We start from the raw sequence: 18226 nt of genomic DNA, 5'->3' as shown, positions 1-18226 counted from the left end.
ATTCACATGCAGATTTATACGCTCTGAAACGGACAGAGATTTTTTTTCATTCTATGATCATGTTATTTAGACCAAGATACTGAGTTATTATGAAACTTGCCGAAGCATTATTGCTTAGAAGTGATTTACAGAAAAAACTTCTTTCCTTGCAACAACGTATTCAAAAGAATGTTTTAGTGCAAGATGGCGACACACCCAGTGAAGATCCTAAACAATTACTACAAGAAGCTGTCATGGTGAACAGACAATTATTTCAACTTATTCAAAAAATCCATCAGACCAATGCACAAGCTCAGGCCAACAATGGAAAACCGTTGCTGGATATTCTTAATCAGCGTGATCAGTTGACGGCTGAACATCGGATTATTCAGCAAGCCATAGACAATACTCAAAAAGATACAGACCGCTACAGCGTTCGTGAAATTAAATGGATCAAAGCAATTTCTGTTTCAGAACTACAAAAACAAGCCGATGGAATCAGCCAAAATTTACGTTTAATCAATCTTGAAATTCAGGCATCCAATTGGCAGATAGACTTAATTGAATAATCTGGATATGATGAATCTGGGCATATTGGGCGAGTACACGACCTTTTTATACGGTTTGTAAGGTCTAAAATTCACAAACCGTCTGATAGAGGTAGTGCGCCTGCTTCGCCAAATTTTTACATTTTAGGCGCAGCACATTGCATCTATGATCTATTATTATTTACTGATGACGACCATGTACTGACAATATGCCCACCCATTTTTAACTTAACGACTTGAGAAAATTAGCTTTAAACCAAGTACCGTCACGATTCCACCAGTGACTCGATCAATTAAAGTTTTGCCTTTTACATACGCACGACGTGGTTTTTCAGAAGATAAAAGTAAAGCCACCAGCGAGTACCAGCCTGCATCAATCACAAAACAGATCACTGGTAAGGCAATATAATAATAATTTGGAATTTCTTTAGGCAACAACGCCGTAAACACACTGGCCAATACTACTGCAATTTTGGGATTACTCAGCTGGGTAATCAAGCCATAACGATAAGCGCTTTTATAGGTCATACTTTGTTGCTGCTTGGCATCCATTTCAATCGGAGATTTGGCATGTTTGATAATTTTATAAGCCAGCCAAAGTAAATAGAGTCCACCACCAATTTTTAGCATTAGATAAGCCGATGGCACTGCCAATAAGATCGCCTGTAAGCCCATAACTGCCAACAGACCAAAAATCGCGGCACCCGTCCCTGTTCCTAAAGCGGTAAATAAACCATGCTTACGTGATTTCCCGATTGAGTTCTGGGCGACATAAATAAAGCTTGGACCAGGACTAATTGCGCCTAGCATCAATGCCATGGCAATAGAAAACAAAGGTAGTAAACTATCCACGTGTGTATCCTGTGCTTAAATCATCGTAAACATGAATTTTAGCGCATTAGTCGGGCTTTGTAAGAACCAAATACAATACTTCACTTTGAAATGAACCATCCGATTGGATTTGATAGTAATTTTTTACCATATCCGATACCTTTTTTTGTAAATAATGTAATGTAGCTACTGCTTCAGGCGGTGTATTCATTCGTTCAACCCAGCTTTTAAAATCCAGTTTCAAACTTTGTTTCTCTACCTGCTCAATTTTAAATCCCGCACTTTCTGCAAAATTCATCCACTCTGCAAGTGAATAATCTCGTACATGGCTCGGATCGCGAATGATTTCTATACTCTGTAAAAATGTATCAAGTACAGGTTGCTGATTTCCCAAAATATCAATAAAAATGACTTTGCCACGAGGTTTAAGTACCCGATAAATTTCATTCATGGCTTGAGGGACATTTTGCCAATGGTGCGCTGAATAACGGCTCACTACTGCACATAAGCTCTGATCTGCAAAAGCAAGGTTTTCCGCTGCGCCTTGTTGTCCTGTGACATTATTTAGACCGCGTTCTTTAGCTTGCTCAACCACCAACCCCACCATTTCAGCAGTCAAATCATAAGCGATGACTTGCTCAACATACGGTGCGATATGATAAGTAACATGTCCTGCACCACAGCCCAAATCCAGAACACGTTTGAATGACTGCTTCTCTAAAGTTTTACAGATTTTTTCAAATTCAATACCTTGCGCGTGTACCTGACTATTTAAATAAGCTGATGACTTATCTTGATATTGTTGTTGATTAACGTCATGTTGCGTTGTCATATTCGAGTTCTCTGTAATTCAATTAATCTAGCTTAGTCCTAATCATTTAAAAAATAAAATAATGTATTTTTAAATAATTAATAACATTTAGTTATAATTACAATTTGATAAAAATTCCACTGGAAAATCGGACAAAAATGTCCGTAAAATATGCTGATCAAATTCAACTTACAGTACTTATGAGTAAACATGTCAAACGCGCAGCTAAAAATCGGGAAGACCTACTCGATGCAGCGGTTGAAATGTTTAAAATTCATGGTATGAATGTACCGTTACAAGTCATTATTGATCATGCGGGCGTTGGCCGTGCGACTTTTTATCGAAATTTTACTGATCGTAAAGCTTTAGTTTATGCTCTGCTCGAACAAGCGGTTTTACATCTGGAACTTCGTGCCGAACAATATCGCCCATTTGATGATGGTTTAATTCGACTCATTAAAAGTCATGTTTATAATTTAAATAATTTGTCCGCTTTGATGGAATATTGGCGAGTATTGGATCGTAACGATGAAGTGCTGATTCCGTTAGTGCAGCATCACCAGTTAATCGTGCAACCGCTGATTGATCAGGCGATTGTCAAACAAATTTGTCGTCCTGATTTTAATTTTGAAGATTATCGCAGTATTGTTTCCATGCTATCTTCCTCTTTTCGCGGACATGATGAAACTGAAAGAGTTCGATTTGCCAATCGTGCAGTCGACTTATTACTTAATGGCATCTGTTTAAACGGGGGGGCATATCATGGCTGATCATCCTCGTTATCTGGAAACCCCTCCTGACTGGACAGATGATGAACGCCCTGTTCTACCAGGTTCTCCCCCCTCCATTGAACATCCCTCTCATAAAAGATATCTATATTTTATTATTGGTACTTTTATTGCGTTGACCGCAGGTCTAAGTAATGGGTTTATCACAGCTAATTTACCGCAATTACAAGGTGAATATGGCTTAACACCCATTGAAAGTGCATGGCTTCCTGCCGCCTATGTTATGGCAAATGTCAGCTCTAATCTGATCTTGTTCAAAGCCAGACAACAATATGGTTTACGTATTTTCACAGAAATCGGGCTGCTGGCTTTTATCGCAGTAATGATTCTGCACATCTTTGTACAGAATTATCATATGGCTATTTTTGTACGTTTTATTAGCGGTATGGTCGCGGCTCCTCTTAGCTCTTTGGGCATGTATTACATCATGCAGGGTTTTACCAAAGAACATCGATTGAGAGGGCTATATATTGGCTTTGGTTTTGGTCAACTGGGTGTGCCACTGGCATGGATTATTTCGCCTGCATTGGTCACAGTAAATGACTGGACGGTTTTATATACTTTTGAGTTAGGTTTAGCAATTTGTTGCTACGCCATGGTGGTCTCGCTTAAATTGCCACGCAGTTTGCGTATAGCGGTTTTTGAACGCCAAGATATATTTACTTTTTTATTGCTGGCGCCGGGTTTTGCCTGTATTTGTGCAGTTTTAACACAAGGGCCTTTGCTGTGGTGGTTTGATTCACCATGGTTGGCGTATGTGTTGATGACTGGTTTTATACTGTTGGTCTTTGGTTTTATTTATGAACACCACCGGAGTAATCCTCTCATTATGACCCGATGGCTGGGTACCTTTGGGGTGATTCGGTTTGTATTCGGTGCTTTATGTCTGCGCTTTTTGCTTTCAGAACAAAGCTATGCTGCTGTTAATTTTCTAAAAACCATGGGCATGGGTCCAGATCAATTTGTCGGATTATATAGCGTTATCTTTTTTGGTATGTTGGCAGGTGTATTGTTTAGTGCGGTTACATTTTCCAGAGAAAGAACATTATTACATCTGGTACTGGCTTCTTTTCTAATTCTGGTTGCCAGTAAACTGGACGCGCATTTGACTAGTGATATCCGCCCACAGAACTTCTATCATAGCCAGTTTCTCATTGCATTTGCCAATGGGCTATTTATTGGTCCCCTGCTTTTGGTCGGATTTGGACGTGCCTTGAAAGAAAGTCCCGCGCATGTCGTAACTTTTATTGTGCTGTTTTCTGCAACCCAAAACTTTGGTGGTTTGATTGGATCATCATTTTATAACACCTATCAAAAGCGCCAGACTCAAGTTTATCAAATGGATATCAATAGTAATCTTGAACAAACAGACCCAACTGTAGATCAGCGATTAAAACAATATCAAGCAAAATTTAGCCCCAATATTACCGATCCACTTCAGGATCAATTACAGGCAACCAAAACCTTAGCGCAAACAGCAAACCGTGAAGCACAGGTACGTGCCTATAATGATGTGATTAATTTTAATAGCATCGTGGCGATTGTGTTATTTCTTTGGGGATTATGCAATATTATCTGGAGCAAGTATCTCGCCTATCGGGAGAAACTTGCAACCTCATCGACATCATCCTGATTTGGAGTGTTTGAGTATAATTTATGAGTGAAGAGCAAAAACCCAACACATCGAATAAACCAGATTCGAATGATACAGCTCAGGCGCCTACTAGTGCAGCCTCATCTGCAATGTCTCAGCCTACTCCGCTTAAACCTGTGCAACGAGTTGGGAAACTTATTCCCACCAAGAAATCGACACTGGCCATTATGTTGGTCGTACTATTGGTTGGTGTGGGACTGATTATGTGGGCATGGCGAATTGGGCCATTTCATACCGTAATCGAACAAACTGACAATAGTTATGTTAAAGGCAAGACTACGGTGCTTTCCTCACAAATTAATGGTTATATCAAAGATGTGCTAGTTAAAGATTTTGACTACGTCAAAAAAGGTCAACCGTTGATGCACATTGATGCCACCACTTATGACCAAAAAGTGACTCAGGCACAATCAGCTGTTGAACAAGCCAAAAATAATCTGACGAACCAAACTCAGACTATCGCCCAGCGACAAGCAGACATTGCTGCTGCTCAAGCTAAAGTTGATCAAGCACAAGCGCAATATGATTTGTCGGTGACACAACTGAATCGTTACCAACAGCTAGGTGATAGTGGTGCAGCCTCTAAATCAGAGAGTGATAAAGCAGCCGCTGATGTAAAAAATAATCTAGCATTACTCAAACAGGCCGAAGCCAATGTCAATGTCGCACAGGAAGCTTTAAAAACAGCGCAAGTTGCACAAACAGGTTTGGAAGCACAAGTCACGAATGCACAAGCGCAATTGGATCAGGCAACGACCACCAAAGACTATAGTGTAATTACTGCGCCGATGGATGGACAATTAGGCGAAGTAAATCCACGTGTTGGTCAATATGTCGCAGCTGGTTCACAATTATTGTATTTAATTCCACAACAAACATGGGTCATTGCTAATTTTAAAGAAACTCAAATCGCCAATATGAACATTGGTCAGAGTGCAACATTTACAGTGGATGCACTTAATCATCAAAAATTTACAGGGCATGTTGAACAGATTTCTCCAGCAGCTGGTTCAGAATTTAGTGTGCTAAAAGCAGACAATGCAACCGGAAACTTTACCAAAGTAGTTCAACGAATTTCAGTACGTATTGCGATTGATCCAGATCAAAAAGGACTAGAACGCTTACGTCCGGGTATGTCTGTAATTACATCTGTTGATACTTCCTCAAAATAATCCCATCTTTTTTGGTGGTCAGTGTTTTATACTCTTGATCACCGAAAATTATCATTTTTAATATGTTTGATTCCCTTGCCCATCCTATTTCTTATCAAAATCTAATCGATTACAACGCTATAAAACTGGATATCAAACGTCTAGATCTCATCCATCCACAAATTTCAGGCAATAAATTTTATAAACTGAAATATAACTTACAGCATGCAAAAGAGCTTGGGTTGGATACTATCATTACCTTTGGGGGTGCATTTTCCAATCATATTGCTGCAACTGCTTATGCAGCCCATTATTTTGGCTTTAAAAGTATTGGAATTATTCGTGGTGAAGAACTTGCTCATCAAACCCTAAATCCAACCCTGGCGACTGCCTGTCAGTTTGGGATGCAATTGCAATTTATCAATCGGCAGGAGTATCGCAATAAAGAGCAATCAGATTTTATTGATAAATTACGGCGACATTTCCCAACGGCTTATATTATTCCTGAAGGAGGAACCAATGCCCTTGCCATTCAGGGTTGCAAAGAGATTTTGACTGCGAAAGATCGTCAAAATTATGATGTGATTTGTTGCGCTGTGGGTACAGGCGGAACAATTACAGGGCTTATTGAAGCAAGTGATGCTCATCAAACCATATTGGGTTTTTCTGCACTGAAAGGTGATTTTTTACAACAACAGGTTGCCAGTCTCACACACAAAATGAATTGGAATATTCTGGAGGATTATTGTTTTGGAGGATATGCCAAGACTTCAATTCAATTGCTTGACTTTATTCAATCTTTTGAAAAAACGTATCAGATTCCTTTAGAACCAATTTATACGGGGAAAATGCTCTTTGGTGTTTTTGAATTAATTGAACAGGGACATTTTGCTGCTAATACCCGAATTTTAGTGATTCATAGTGGTGGATTACAGGGCAGACAAAATCTTTTATAATGTCGCGCTTTTATATCGCTGAGTATGTTTATGTCCATGCAGTATGATGTCATTGTTTTAGGCGCAGGTGCGTCTGGACTGATGCTGGCCGCGCAGGCTGCACGGCGTGGACGCAAGGTTTTAGTGGTCGAAAAAGCCAATAAAGTGGGTAAAAAAATTCTGATGTCTGGTGGTGGTAAATGTAATTTTACTAACTTATATGTCGAGCCTGAAAATTTTATTTCACATAATCCACATTTTGTAATCTCGGCCCTATCGCGTTATAGCAACTGGGATTTTATTGGATTGGTAGGTGACTATGGGATCGCTTATGAAGAGCGAAAGCATGGGCAACTTTTTACCTTAAATGGCTCAAAAGATATTTTAAATATGCTTCTGGCTGAGTGTGAAAAAACCAAGCAAGTGACCATAAAAACAGATTGTGAAGTAAAAACAGTCAAGCAATTGCACAATCAATATTTTGAAGTCAATTCCATACTCGGCACTTTTACCTGCGAATCTCTAGTCGTTGCATCAGGTGGTCTTTCAATTCCTACTCTGGGTGGTTCTGGTATTGGCTATGAACTGGCAAAACAATTTGGTCATCAAGTTTTTGCGACTCGCGCAGGACTGGTTCCTTTTACCTTTTCTGATCAATTCAAAGAGGTCACCACTCGCTTAAGTGGGAATGCACTTGAAGCCACACTATCAAATCATCAAAATAGTTTTACCGAAGCTTTACTCTTTACTCATCGCGGTTTAAGTGGTCCGAGCTCTTTACAGCTTTCAAATTATTGGCAAGCTGGTGAGTGTTTTGAAATCAACTTTTTTCCTACGCAAAATTTAGCTGATTATTTTAAACAGAAAAAACAGCAACAACCTAAAGTATTATTACGCACGTTAGTTTCAGAATTTACGGCAAAAAGTATTGTGCAGGAACTTCAACAATTAATTTGGCCAAACTATGCAGAAACTGCAATCAGTCAACTCAGTGATACAACCTTAGAGCAAATCGCCGAACAGTTACATGGCTTTACAGTTAAACCATCAGGCACAGAAGGTTATCGTACCGCTGAAGTCACTTTAGGAGGAGTCGATACAGCCGAAATCTCATCCAAAACCATGCAAAGCCAACGTGTAGAAGGACTTTATTTTATTGGTGAGATTCTGGATGTCACTGGGCATTTGGGGGGCTATAATTTCCAGTGGGCCTGGTCATCTGCCTATGCTGCTGCACAATACGTATAAGTCTAAGGGGCTGCATCTATTTGCTCGTCTTTAATAGAAGCCGTTTCTTCTCCTGTTTGCTCTGTCTGTTCAGATTTCGGCTTGGCAAATACAAACTTATAGGCACTCACTAAAAAGCCTACGGTTATTCCCGCAATAACAATCGGTGCGATAAAACGATTGGGCTGCTTTTGCATATTGCACTCCTCTATTATTTTTATGAGTCATTCATTTTACCAGTCATTAAAGAAACGACCACTCTGGATAGAGTGGCCGATTCTGATTCAAAAATCAAAGTTTATTTAGGCAGATCGTCGGGTTTTGGAGTTAGATCATCCTCCCCCTCACCTTTAGAACCATATGGATTATTTAACGGTTTATGAGCTGGATCGACATCAAAGGTTGTCGGCACATTATGATCGGTGGCTGCTTCTTGCGGAGTCACGGGGGTTTCAACCACAACCGCCGATTGTGTTTTGGCGATTGGATTTGGCTTATTTCCTTCCGCTTTGGCTTTATCAATTAAGTCAGTCAGTACACGTTCTGCTGGTTGACGACCGCCCAAACCAAAGGCTAGAGCAAAAGCCACGGCAACAGAGCCCAATGTTAAACCAAAAGCCAAATTGACGATTGAATCGGCAATGCCCATCGCACGTAAACCCATTGCTAAAACGAGTCCCATAATCAGGATACGAACCAGATTCCCTAACCAACGTGAGCTGTTATATTCTCCACGTTGCACCACATTTGCCACGATATTAGCTAACCAGAAACCAATCACCAGAATCACTGCACCCAACAGGATATTGGCGCCAAATGCAATAAAGATAGCTATTAAATGACTAATCTGATCAAAACCTAGACGATTCGCTGCTTCTGCAACAGCAAACAGCATGGTAAAGAAAACAATTAATACACCAACCACGTGTGAGATTTTAGTCGTTCCCAAAAAACGCTGTAAATCGAATTTTGCTGGAACTTCATCCACTCCTGTGCCTGCCAGAATATCTTCAACCAGCTTTGCGACAAATCGAGATACCACGTAGGCAATAATAAGAATCAAACCAGCTGCAATAATGTTGGGAATTGCAAACATGATTTCATTAAGCATTGAAGTCGCAGGTTGCGAAATCGATTCGATTCCCAATGCTTCAAAAGCAATAATTAATGCTGTAATGAAGATTAAAGCAAAGACCAATGAACCGAATACATTACTCACATTACTGTTTTTAAACAGGCCAATTTTCTCAGCTTGTGCTTGTAGTCCCACACTATTAACCAAACCTTCAATAATGCCACGTACAATTTTTGCCAGAATATAACCGACAAAAATAATCACGCCTGCAATAAAGATATTTGGAAGATACCCAACAACGTCAGCCACCATCGCTTGTACAGGTAACAGTAGCCCTGAAAGACCTAAAATCGAAAGGACAATTGGCAAAAATAAAAGCAGAATCAACCAATACACAATATCTGCAATGTTTTCACTGAGTGGTCGTACTCCAACCTCTGTACTTAATTTTTCATCCAGTTGAGTTTTTGATAATACTTTGGACAGTCCAGCCCGTACCAAACGCGCCAATATCCAACCAACAAAAGCAACCACAGCCGCAGCAATGATATTTGGAACAAAAACTAATACTTGAGTGATCATGGCGCTAAATGGACCACTAACACTATAAATATTTAGGACATTTAAAGCAGCAATGAGCGCAATAATCAGAACAAACCAAAATACAAACCTTGAAATGATCGATTCAAAATCTGGTGCTTTACCTGTTGCTGAAGATAAATGACGATTGGTTCCGATTAAATTTAATAATTTTTTGATGCCAGCAGCGATAATCAGCGCCAAAATCCAACCAATAATAAATACTGCAATCGCAGCGATAATGGGCTGAAACATATCCCAATAGTACATAAATCCATAATGGGCTTGAGTAGGCCCATTTCCAAAGTAATCATTCATATGTGTCATGCCCTCTTGTTATATTTTTCACGGCTTAATTAAGCTAAGCAGTAAAATGAAATAGTTTTAGGAATTGATCTCATTTGTGATATTTATCACCATATTTTGTGCTTATTTTTTATTCAAGGTGCAATATAAGAACTACTACAAAAATGATGCAAAAGATTGCAAAGAAGCCATCCAATGTAATTGGATGGCTTCTTAAAAACTTGAATAAATAGCACATTAAGACTCATGACTATTTGCTGTCGAATTGTTCGGTGTCGCAGGCTCTGCATTTGGATTTGGATGGTTAGGCGGTGCATCACTCGCATCTGGCTTTTGATCCGCCACCATATACACAATAAGTGCTATCAGAAAAATACCGACAATCGCCAATATATAAACAGGTAAACGGCGTTTCTTTTCAGTTTCTTCCGGCGTTGATGTATGTGGTGATGGTTTATTGAAATCATGTGTCATTGGATTCCCCTCTTTTTATTTTCCATGTTTCTTATCATAACAAGCACTTATGTAGCATTGTGTGACAAAGCATAGCGCTATCGTGTTCTTTGTTTCTGCGTTGTATATAAAAGTGGGCTATAATAGCCCACCCATTTTTTTACTTAGGTCTTTATGTCGTATCGTCAGCAAAATGTTACTCTGGATTTAGACACTGACGTCACACATGAATGTTCTTTACATTACACTCGTGATGAGCATCTGATCGGCATCATTAATTTTAATAAATCCAGCTATAGCCTGAAATGGGGTGATCTGGAATACTTTAGACGTCGCACTGAAGAATTTTCAGTGATGCCCTTTCCAGATTGTATCAATGCTATGATCATTGATATTCGCAACGTTAATTCATTTCTGGACAATGAAGTTCCGATTCTGCCATGGCGATTACTGGAAGAAGAATGTCCAATTCGTCTAGTTGTTCCCCAAGAACGTCTTGAACATTACGCAGGTTTTTTTGAGCCCACATGGCTCAATACGGATCTAGATACAGCAATTCAGGAACTACGTGAATTCATGGATATGTTTGTGCATTAAAACCATATTCTTGAGTGCATTGGGTTCTGAGTTATCTTAAATCATCAATAAATTTTTTATTTTGTACAATTTTTACAGTACCTTAGTCACCCTTGTGCTGTTTTAGTCACCCCTCATTACCAATAATTTTCGACTGCAATATTGCCTTCGCCACGGCGATTCATACTTAAACCACGACGTTTTAATGCTTCTTTAGTATCTTCGACCATTTGAGGATTACCACAAAGCATGACATGACTCGTTGCAGGATTCAGCGAATATCCAATGACTTTTTCCAGTTCCCCATTTTCAATTAAGACAGGTAAACGCTCATGTAACTCAGCATGAGGATCACGGGTAATGACTGGAATAAACTTAAAACCAGTATGCCCTTCGCCAAAACTAGCAGCAATCTCGTGTATACGATCAACATAAGCCAGTTCAGAAGCTGTACGAACACTATAGACTAAATTAATCTGCGAATAATTTTGCCATGTTGCAAAATCCTGCAACATTGAAAGAAAAGGCGCCAGCCCTGTACCCGTTGCTAATAGCCATAAATCTTGAGGTAAAGGTAATTGATAACGGGCCAATGTCAAAAAACCATAGGGAATTTTTTCTAAATAAAGTTCATCGTCTACTTTTAGATGTTGCAGGTTTGACGTAAATGCACCATTTGGAACAACAATTGAAAAAAACTCCAGTGTTTCATCAAAGGGTGATGACACAACAGAATAAGCACGTACCACTAAATCATCACCGACTTTTAATCCAATTCTGGCAAACTGACCAGCGGTAAACTTAAAATGTGCTGGGCGTGTCATGGTAAAACTGAATAAATTGGTAGCCCAACGATGTACGGATAAAACTCTCTCTACGCTAAATTTCTCAATTGACATAATTTCAACATGGCACGACAGGGTATGCTCATGTTAGCATGACAGCAGAAATTATGACTACTTTTCAAGGGTAAGGCTTGATTCATGCGCATGACATTACGTCAGTTGGCTGTCTTTGTGGCAGTCGCTCAAGAGGGAACAGTAACAAAAGCCAGCGATGCAGTACGTCTCACTCAAAGTGCTGCCAGTATGGCACTGGCCGATCTTGAAGATGGATTAGGTGCTCCACTATTTGATCGTCTAGGTAAACGTCTACAACTGAATGATTTAGGGCGGTTTTTACTTCCTCAGGCCTTGGAAATTTTGGGTCGTTGTGAAGCTTTTGAACAAGCCGCCAAAGGTGAATTACAAAGTATAGATCTGCGTTTAGGCGCAACGTTGACCATCAGCGATTATTTAATACCAGATCTAATGGCAGATTTTCTTCAAATTCATCCGCAGGCCCATTTACAGTTGCAAGTAGGCAATACACGCCAGATGATTGAAGCAGTGAATCAATTTCAGCTTGATCTGGCATTGATCGAAGGTTCATGTCATTTACCCCAACTACAATGCATTCATTGGCGTAATGATGAACTTGCTGTGTGCTGTTCACCCGAACACCCCTTGGCGAAATTAGGTCGGCCTTTAACGCCTCAGGATTTTTTAAACGTAGAATGGATTTTACGCGAAGAGGGTTCAGGTACACGTGAAGTGTTTGATAATGCTATTTTGCAGGATGTTCCTGATGCCAATATACGTTTGACATTGGGTCATAATGAAGCAATTTTAAAAATAGTAGCAGGCGGTTTGGGTATGTCTTGTATTTCCCGACTGGCCATTGAACCTTTGATTGAGAAAGGTCAACTGGTGATTTTAGAAACTCCTTTCTGGGAGTTAACCCGTCCGCTGCATGTTTTGGTGCATCGTCAAAAATATCAGGGGCCAGGTTTAAAGGCGTTTATGCAGTTTTGTGAGAATCGTGTAAATTAAATGTTCTAGATCAGGCAATAAAAAACTCTTCATTAAGAAGAGTTTTTTATTGCGATAATTATTTAGAAATCAAATGTTACGCCGAGTTTATAAGTTCGCGCTTCACCAATAATAGCGTAGTTGTCATTAAACACACCCGCCCAATACTTTTTATTCGCGATATTATCTACATTTGCTCTAAATGTGGTATCTACTCCGCCTACTTTGACTTTATAGCTTGCACCCAAATCAAAGATCGTATAGTCAGGCAGTTTAAGAGTATTGGTGCTGTTTAAATATTGATCGCCCACGTGAGTAACACGCGTATTTACATTTACACCTTCGAGTACAGGAATAGCATAATCCAAACCTAGAGATGCTGTAAATTTAGGGATGCCGTAGATCGTATTACCTTGGTTAGTTAGAGCTTTTTTATATTCAGCATCAATATATGCTAAATTACCAATTACATTTAAACCATCAATAATGTTTCCTGAGAAAGACCATTCAATACCACGACTACGCGTTTCAGCATCATCTGTCGTAATTTGAGTTTTTCCATTTGCATCAGCGCTCGCAAATTTAGTTGTCATCAGGTCTGGTTTTTCGATTTGATACAATGCAAGAGTATTTAACCATGAACCTAATTGATATTTCGCTCCAAATTCATACTGTTTAGTCTGAAAAGGGGCAAACGTCTTTCTGTAATTCACATCTGTTGCATAAAGAGTGTCTGACAAATCTTTGCCTTGAGACAATCCTTCTACATAACTACCATAAAGTGAAAAATTCTCTCCAAAAGGTTTAACTACAATACCAACACTTGGTGAAACTTTGTCATCACTGTATTTAGTATTTGTGGTTAACGCTTTAATATCCATGTCTTGATAACGTGCTCCTAAAATTAGTTGCAATTTATCATCCAGCATAGAGAGTTGATCCGTCAGCGTGTAACTAACATACGTGTTATCAGCGTAAGGTACAATGACTGGATAGGCAGATGGCATCATGCCATTCGTACTAGGATTATATAAATTAGTATTGAAATTAGAGCTTGTAGCAGCTTTATGCTGACTGTACTCACGAGATAAATAATCTGCACGTAGCCCTAATGTATGCTTAATAAAACCTGTTTCAAATTTACCTTCAAAACCAGTATTTGCAGCAAAATCATGTTCCTTTGATCCTACACGATAGTACTGTGAGGTTGCATCACCAGTAGCCGCATTTTGTACAATCATACGTGTACCGAAAAGATGACCCGCGTATTCTTTTTCAGCATACCCAGTTCCAGCAAAAACTTTCCAATTAGGGGTAAACTTATACTCTCCTGATAATCCCACGTATTCACTATTTTGTTGACCGTGAATATTAGAAAAGTAGTTACTATCCCCTGCTGGCGCGGCAATTACTTGTTTAATTGTCCCCATAGAAACCATGGCTGGTGAACCATTATCACGTTTGTCACGTAAAGCATAAGCATCAAAATTAATTTTTAACTTATCGGTTGTATAGTCAAGGGCAATAACACCTGAAGCATTCTTATCTTCCATTCCCTCAATAATATGTTCACCTTGGCCATAAGATGCGCTGGCACGAGCACCAAATTCTTTATTTTCACCAAAACGGCGGGCTACATCAAAACCCGATTTATAATAACCACCATCTTCGTACATCGCTGAAACTTGAGTAAGGTCTTTATTCGCACGCTTAGTCTGAGCCATTACAACTCCGCCCACACTCCCTGCTGGTGCCATACCTGCTACCAATGCATTGGGGCCTTTAAGCAAAGAAACAGAATCAAGGATATCTGTTGGAATACGTCCTGTCGGAGCCATTCCAAATAAACCATTAAGGTTATAATCCTCAAAGCCTACAGAAAAACCACGAATCTGCACATTTTCATTTAAGTGTCCAGCATTTGTTGTTTCACGAATACTTGGATCATTTCGAAGTACTTCTGAAACAGTCGAGGCTTGTTGATCCTGAATTAACTTATCCGAATATGTCGTTACAGAGAATGGGGTATCTATAGTTGATTTTTCACCCAAACTTCCTAAATTAGATTTTTTCTTTAATTTTCCAGAAGCATAGTTATCTTGTTGATCCGCTTTAACAGTGATAGTCGGCAGCACAACATTTTCTTCTGCAAAAGCAAAAGCTGGAAGTGCGATAAGAGACAAAAATAATATATTCTTTTTCACGTTATTTCCCCATAAAAATTGGGGGCAATTATATAAGATAAAATCCTAAATGAGAATAAAAATGATTACGAATTAAAATATCTTTTCTTTTTTTCTAAACAGCAGCACGTAAAAAAGTTGCTGCTGTCTAGTTGAATTATTTTAGAACTTATAATTCAAGGACACAATGTAGGTACGTGGATCACCATAAGTTCCATTTGATACATTCAGATGGTATTCTTCATCGCCCACGTTATTAACATTAAGACCTAAAGCAAAATCACGGGTTACTTGGTATTTCGCCATCAAATCTATTACTGCAAAAGAATCTTGTCTATTTGCATCGTAAGCAGTACCAGATAAAGTTGCATCTACGATTTCACTTTGCCATCTAATGCCCCCGCCCAGTTTAAGCCTCTGATCAAGAACTGGCAGATTGTAAGTTGTATAAAGTTTAAATTGTTGTTTTGGATAATCACGATTGATAGTTTGGCCAACCGATGTGGTTTTGGCATAGGTATAACCCGTCTGGATGTTCCAATGAGGAAGAATTTGCCCATTTGCCTCTATTTCAAAACCTTCTGTTTTGGCTTTTACGCCCTCATAAATACTTTCTCCAATATGCGGACCATCAGCAAAACTGCCTACATAGTTTGCAAAATCCTTGAGATTGGATTGAAAGTAAGCAGCAGATAAATTTAGCTGATTCTCATAAAAGGCTGCTTTTAAACCGCCTTCATAGCTATCCCCTTGAACAGGCTCTAATACCGAATAATCCGCATTTCGCTCAGCTTGCGGCATAAAAATATTGGTGTAACTTACATAGGCAGTAAGATATGAGGTCAAATCGAATGTCAGCCCTGCGTAAGGCGAAGCTTTATCTTTTGAAAAATCAGCTGTCGATTCGCTGGCAGTGGTTTCTTTATAGTCATAACCTAAACCACGCACACCTAATATAAGGTGCAATCTATCTGTCGGATTTAAACGTGTTGCCGCATAGTAGCCATATTGCGACATATCAGTTGTATTTGTTTTTCCAGTCGTATTATACAACGTTGCTGGAACAGGAATATAACCGTTCCACGTATCCAGATTTACCCAATCTGAGCCAATCGCTCGATCATAATAAGGGTCATCTGCTTGCACATTTTGATAGCTCACACCAACCATCATCTGCTGTTCACGACCCAAAAGCTGATAAGGCCCTGACGCAGAAATATCCAGACCATGTAACTCTGGATGAAGTTTCTGGTAACCAGCCGTCACTCGGCCTGTATTATCTACATAATTTGCGGTACGTCCTGGATTTGAACCGACAACAGCATAAACCGCATCAGTATCCTGCGTTAAATAATTATAGTTAGTCTGTACTTTCCAGCCATTATCAAAGCGATGTTCCAATTCAATAAATGCATTAATCGTATCAACATTCCCATAAGCCCAACGTGCTGCTGAGTTATCTTCTCGATCGCGAGTACTCAAGACACCATTACTATAATTGGTAAATGCATGCACACTTAAACCTTTAGATTTGGCTCGTTGATATAAAGCACCCACGTTTAGAGTCGTGTTAGCGTCTAAATCAGCTCCCAAAGTGGTATAGAATAATCCAGAATGAGAATCTCCCCAATTCATAAATGAATCGTAGTCATCATAAGAGATGACTGTGCGACCGCGCACTGTTCCAGATTCATTCAACGGTGTTTGAGCGTCTACAATTGTACGAAAACCCGCCCATTTATCATCAAATGAAGACGTACTTAAGTTGAGACTCCCTGTAGATACTTTTGACGTTGCAAGCTTTCTATTTAAATTAATTGATGCACTTGGATATCCCACTCCAGAAGTTAATCCTGTTGCACCTTTTACTACAGTAACATTTTCATAAATCGAGGGATCCAGCGTACTCATCGACATACCTGTTCGACCCGTTGTTACTGGTGTTGAAATCACGCCATCAATCAAGAAATTATTTACTTTGGAGCCTCGTGCATAATAACTTGCATATTCTCCACCTGTCCCTACAGCGCCAGCAGCACCATAACGCTGTTGATAAATACCTGGTGTTTGATCTAGCACTTCGCTCAGTGCTTTTAGTTGTTGATCTTGTATTTGCTCGGCAGTAATTACACTTACTGACTGTGGCGTATCTTTAAGTGCCAAATCCATTTTTGTAGCAGCATTGGTCTTTTTTACCGTATAACCGTGTTGATCCTGCCCCTCGGCTTTCAGTTTGATTATAGGTAAAACATCATCAGCATGAAGAAAACTGCTGCTTGCTGCCATGAACATCATGACTGAAATTATTTGTGCTAATTTTTTGGGTTGAGTATTAAACATTTAAGTACCCCTGTATAAAATTAGCGCAATACTATAGCAATTAATAACGATTATCACTAACATTATTCATATTATCTCCACAATTGTGATTGTATTTTTTTATGTAATTTGATTAAAAAATAGTTATTTTCACTGAATGTTTATTAAAAATTTAAGGTTTTTTTAATTTTTATAAAAAAATTTTTCAACAAGGTTTATGCCCATCAATTAAATAATAGTGACGGTCATCATTATTCACATAAAAAAGCCACCAAAAATGGTGGCCCGTAGTAGGATTTTAATCTTTTTGTACACTTCCAAAGATTTTATCTCCCGCATCTCCCAACCCAGGTACAATATAACCTTGGGCATTAAGACCCTCATCAATAGAAGCCGTATAAATTTCAACTTCAGGATGCAATTCCTGCACTTTTTTGACGCCTTCAGGGGCAGCAACGAGAACCATAACCCGTATATCTTTACATCCACTGGCTTTAAGGACATCAATAGCTGCAACTAAAGAACTACCAGTCGCTAGCATTGGATCAATAATCATAGCAATACGATTCGCGACATCAGGAACTAATTTTTTATAATAAGTACGCGCCTGTAAAGTTTCTTCATCACGCTCTAGTCCCAATACACTTACTTTGGCACTAGGAATCAGGTTAAGTACGCCTTCTAGCATACCAATACCTGCACGTAAAATCGGAACAATCGTAATTTTTTTACCCGCAATGCGTTGAGTTGTTACTTTACCAGCCCAACCATCAACATCATGATCAACCAGTTGTAAATCTTTCGTCGCTTCATAGGTCAGAAGCATCGTAACTTCTTGCGCAAGTTCACGAAAATTTTTTGTGCTGATATCCGAACGACGCAATAAGCCAAGTTTATGACGAATCAGAGGATGACGGATTTCTTGAATGGGCACGGGAGAACACCTAAAACAACATTAAAC

The 18226-nt window shown here is 39.2% G+C and carries 17 protein-coding genes; 8 read left to right on the top strand and 9 right to left on the bottom strand.

Annotation, left to right across the window (positions count from 1 at the left end):
* Positions 1-89: 89 nt before the first annotated feature.
* Positions 90-548, top strand: a complete 459-nt coding sequence (locus IAE20_RS09750) for a DIP1984 family protein (protein ID WP_200460995.1) — start codon at positions 90-92, stop codon at positions 546-548.
* Between the two features lie 207 nt (positions 549-755).
* On the opposite strand, the gene IAE20_RS09745 is transcribed toward IAE20_RS09750, so the two are convergent.
* Both IAE20_RS09745 and IAE20_RS09740 read right to left on the bottom strand, forming a co-directional pair.
* Positions 756-1346, bottom strand: a complete 591-nt coding sequence (locus tag IAE20_RS09745; protein WP_200461065.1) for a LysE family translocator — start codon at positions 1344-1346, stop codon at positions 756-758.
* 79 nt (positions 1347-1425) lie between these two features.
* Positions 1426-2190 carry a class I SAM-dependent methyltransferase gene (locus IAE20_RS09740; protein ID WP_200460994.1) on the bottom strand — a complete coding sequence of 255 codons (765 nt, stop codon included), beginning with the start codon at positions 2188-2190 and terminating at the stop codon, positions 1426-1428.
* Between the two features lie 179 nt (positions 2191-2369).
* Between IAE20_RS09740 and IAE20_RS09735 the strand changes: the two genes are divergently transcribed.
* From IAE20_RS09735 to IAE20_RS09715, 5 genes are all read left to right on the top strand, one after another.
* Positions 2370-2939 (top strand): TetR/AcrR family transcriptional regulator, encoded by a 570-nt coding sequence (locus IAE20_RS09735; protein ID WP_200461064.1) that lies wholly within the window; start codon positions 2370-2372, stop codon positions 2937-2939.
* Positions 2932-4590 (top strand): MFS transporter, encoded by a 1659-nt coding sequence (locus IAE20_RS09730; RefSeq protein WP_200460993.1) that lies wholly within the window; start codon positions 2932-2934, stop codon positions 4588-4590. Before IAE20_RS09735 ends, IAE20_RS09730 begins: the two co-directional genes overlap by 8 nt.
* A gap of 23 nt (positions 4591-4613) precedes the next feature.
* Positions 4614-5783, top strand: a complete 1170-nt coding sequence (locus IAE20_RS09725; protein WP_200460992.1) for an HlyD family secretion protein — start codon at positions 4614-4616, stop codon at positions 5781-5783.
* A 62-nt stretch (positions 5784-5845) separates the two neighbouring features.
* Complete coding sequence (locus IAE20_RS09720; protein WP_200482515.1) at positions 5846-6718, top strand: 1-aminocyclopropane-1-carboxylate deaminase/D-cysteine desulfhydrase; 873 nt, start codon at positions 5846-5848, stop codon at positions 6716-6718.
* A 30-nt stretch (positions 6719-6748) separates the two neighbouring features.
* Entirely contained in the window at positions 6749-7945 is a 1197-nt protein-coding gene (locus IAE20_RS09715; protein ID WP_200460990.1) for an NAD(P)/FAD-dependent oxidoreductase, read from the top strand.
* A gap of 2 nt (positions 7946-7947) precedes the next feature.
* On the opposite strand, the gene IAE20_RS09710 is transcribed toward IAE20_RS09715, so the two are convergent.
* The 3 genes from IAE20_RS09710 to IAE20_RS09700 form a co-directional block, all read right to left on the bottom strand.
* Positions 7948-8121 (bottom strand): hypothetical protein, encoded by a 174-nt coding sequence (locus IAE20_RS09710; protein ID WP_200460989.1) that lies wholly within the window; start codon positions 8119-8121, stop codon positions 7948-7950.
* Between the two features lie 101 nt (positions 8122-8222).
* On the bottom strand, positions 8223-9896 hold the full coding sequence (locus tag IAE20_RS09705; protein WP_200461063.1) for a mechanosensitive ion channel: 1674 nt from the start codon (positions 9894-9896) through the stop codon (positions 8223-8225).
* A gap of 225 nt (positions 9897-10121) precedes the next feature.
* Entirely contained in the window at positions 10122-10358 is a 237-nt protein-coding gene (locus IAE20_RS09700; protein ID WP_200460988.1) for a hypothetical protein, read from the bottom strand.
* A 153-nt stretch (positions 10359-10511) separates the two neighbouring features.
* Here IAE20_RS09700 and IAE20_RS09695 point away from each other — a divergent pair, with 153 nt between their 5' ends.
* Positions 10512-10934 carry a hypothetical protein gene (locus IAE20_RS09695; protein ID WP_200460987.1) on the top strand — a complete coding sequence of 141 codons (423 nt, stop codon included), beginning with the start codon at positions 10512-10514 and terminating at the stop codon, positions 10932-10934.
* Positions 10935-11050: 116 nt separating this feature from the next.
* On the opposite strand, the gene IAE20_RS09690 is transcribed toward IAE20_RS09695, so the two are convergent.
* Positions 11051-11812, bottom strand: coding sequence for a ferredoxin--NADP reductase (locus IAE20_RS09690; RefSeq protein ID WP_200460986.1), 762 nt, complete (start codon positions 11810-11812; stop codon positions 11051-11053).
* Positions 11813-11896: 84 nt separating this feature from the next.
* Between IAE20_RS09690 and gigC the strand changes: the two genes are divergently transcribed.
* A complete protein-coding gene (gigC, locus tag IAE20_RS09685; RefSeq protein WP_200460985.1) occupies positions 11897-12784 on the top strand; it encodes a LysR family transcriptional regulator in 888 nt (295 codons plus the stop codon).
* A gap of 62 nt (positions 12785-12846) precedes the next feature.
* On the opposite strand, the gene IAE20_RS09680 is transcribed toward gigC, so the two are convergent.
* The 3 genes from IAE20_RS09680 to upp form a co-directional block, all read right to left on the bottom strand.
* Positions 12847-14967, bottom strand: coding sequence for a TonB-dependent receptor (locus IAE20_RS09680; RefSeq protein ID WP_200460984.1), 2121 nt, complete (start codon positions 14965-14967; stop codon positions 12847-12849).
* A gap of 141 nt (positions 14968-15108) precedes the next feature.
* The gene (locus IAE20_RS09675) at positions 15109-17286 is read right to left on the bottom strand and encodes a TonB-dependent siderophore receptor (RefSeq protein WP_200482514.1); all 2178 of its coding nucleotides are present in this window, start codon (positions 17284-17286) and stop codon (positions 15109-15111) included.
* Between the two features lie 277 nt (positions 17287-17563).
* On the bottom strand, positions 17564-18199 hold the full coding sequence (gene upp, locus IAE20_RS09670) for a uracil phosphoribosyltransferase (protein ID WP_200460982.1): 636 nt from the start codon (positions 18197-18199) through the stop codon (positions 17564-17566).
* Between the last annotated feature and the right edge of the window lie 27 nt (positions 18200-18226).

This window comes from Acinetobacter sp. S54 (assembly GCF_016624945.1).
GTDB lineage: Bacteria > Pseudomonadota > Gammaproteobacteria > Pseudomonadales > Moraxellaceae > Acinetobacter.
This window is presented reverse-complemented; position numbering and strand designations above follow the sequence as displayed.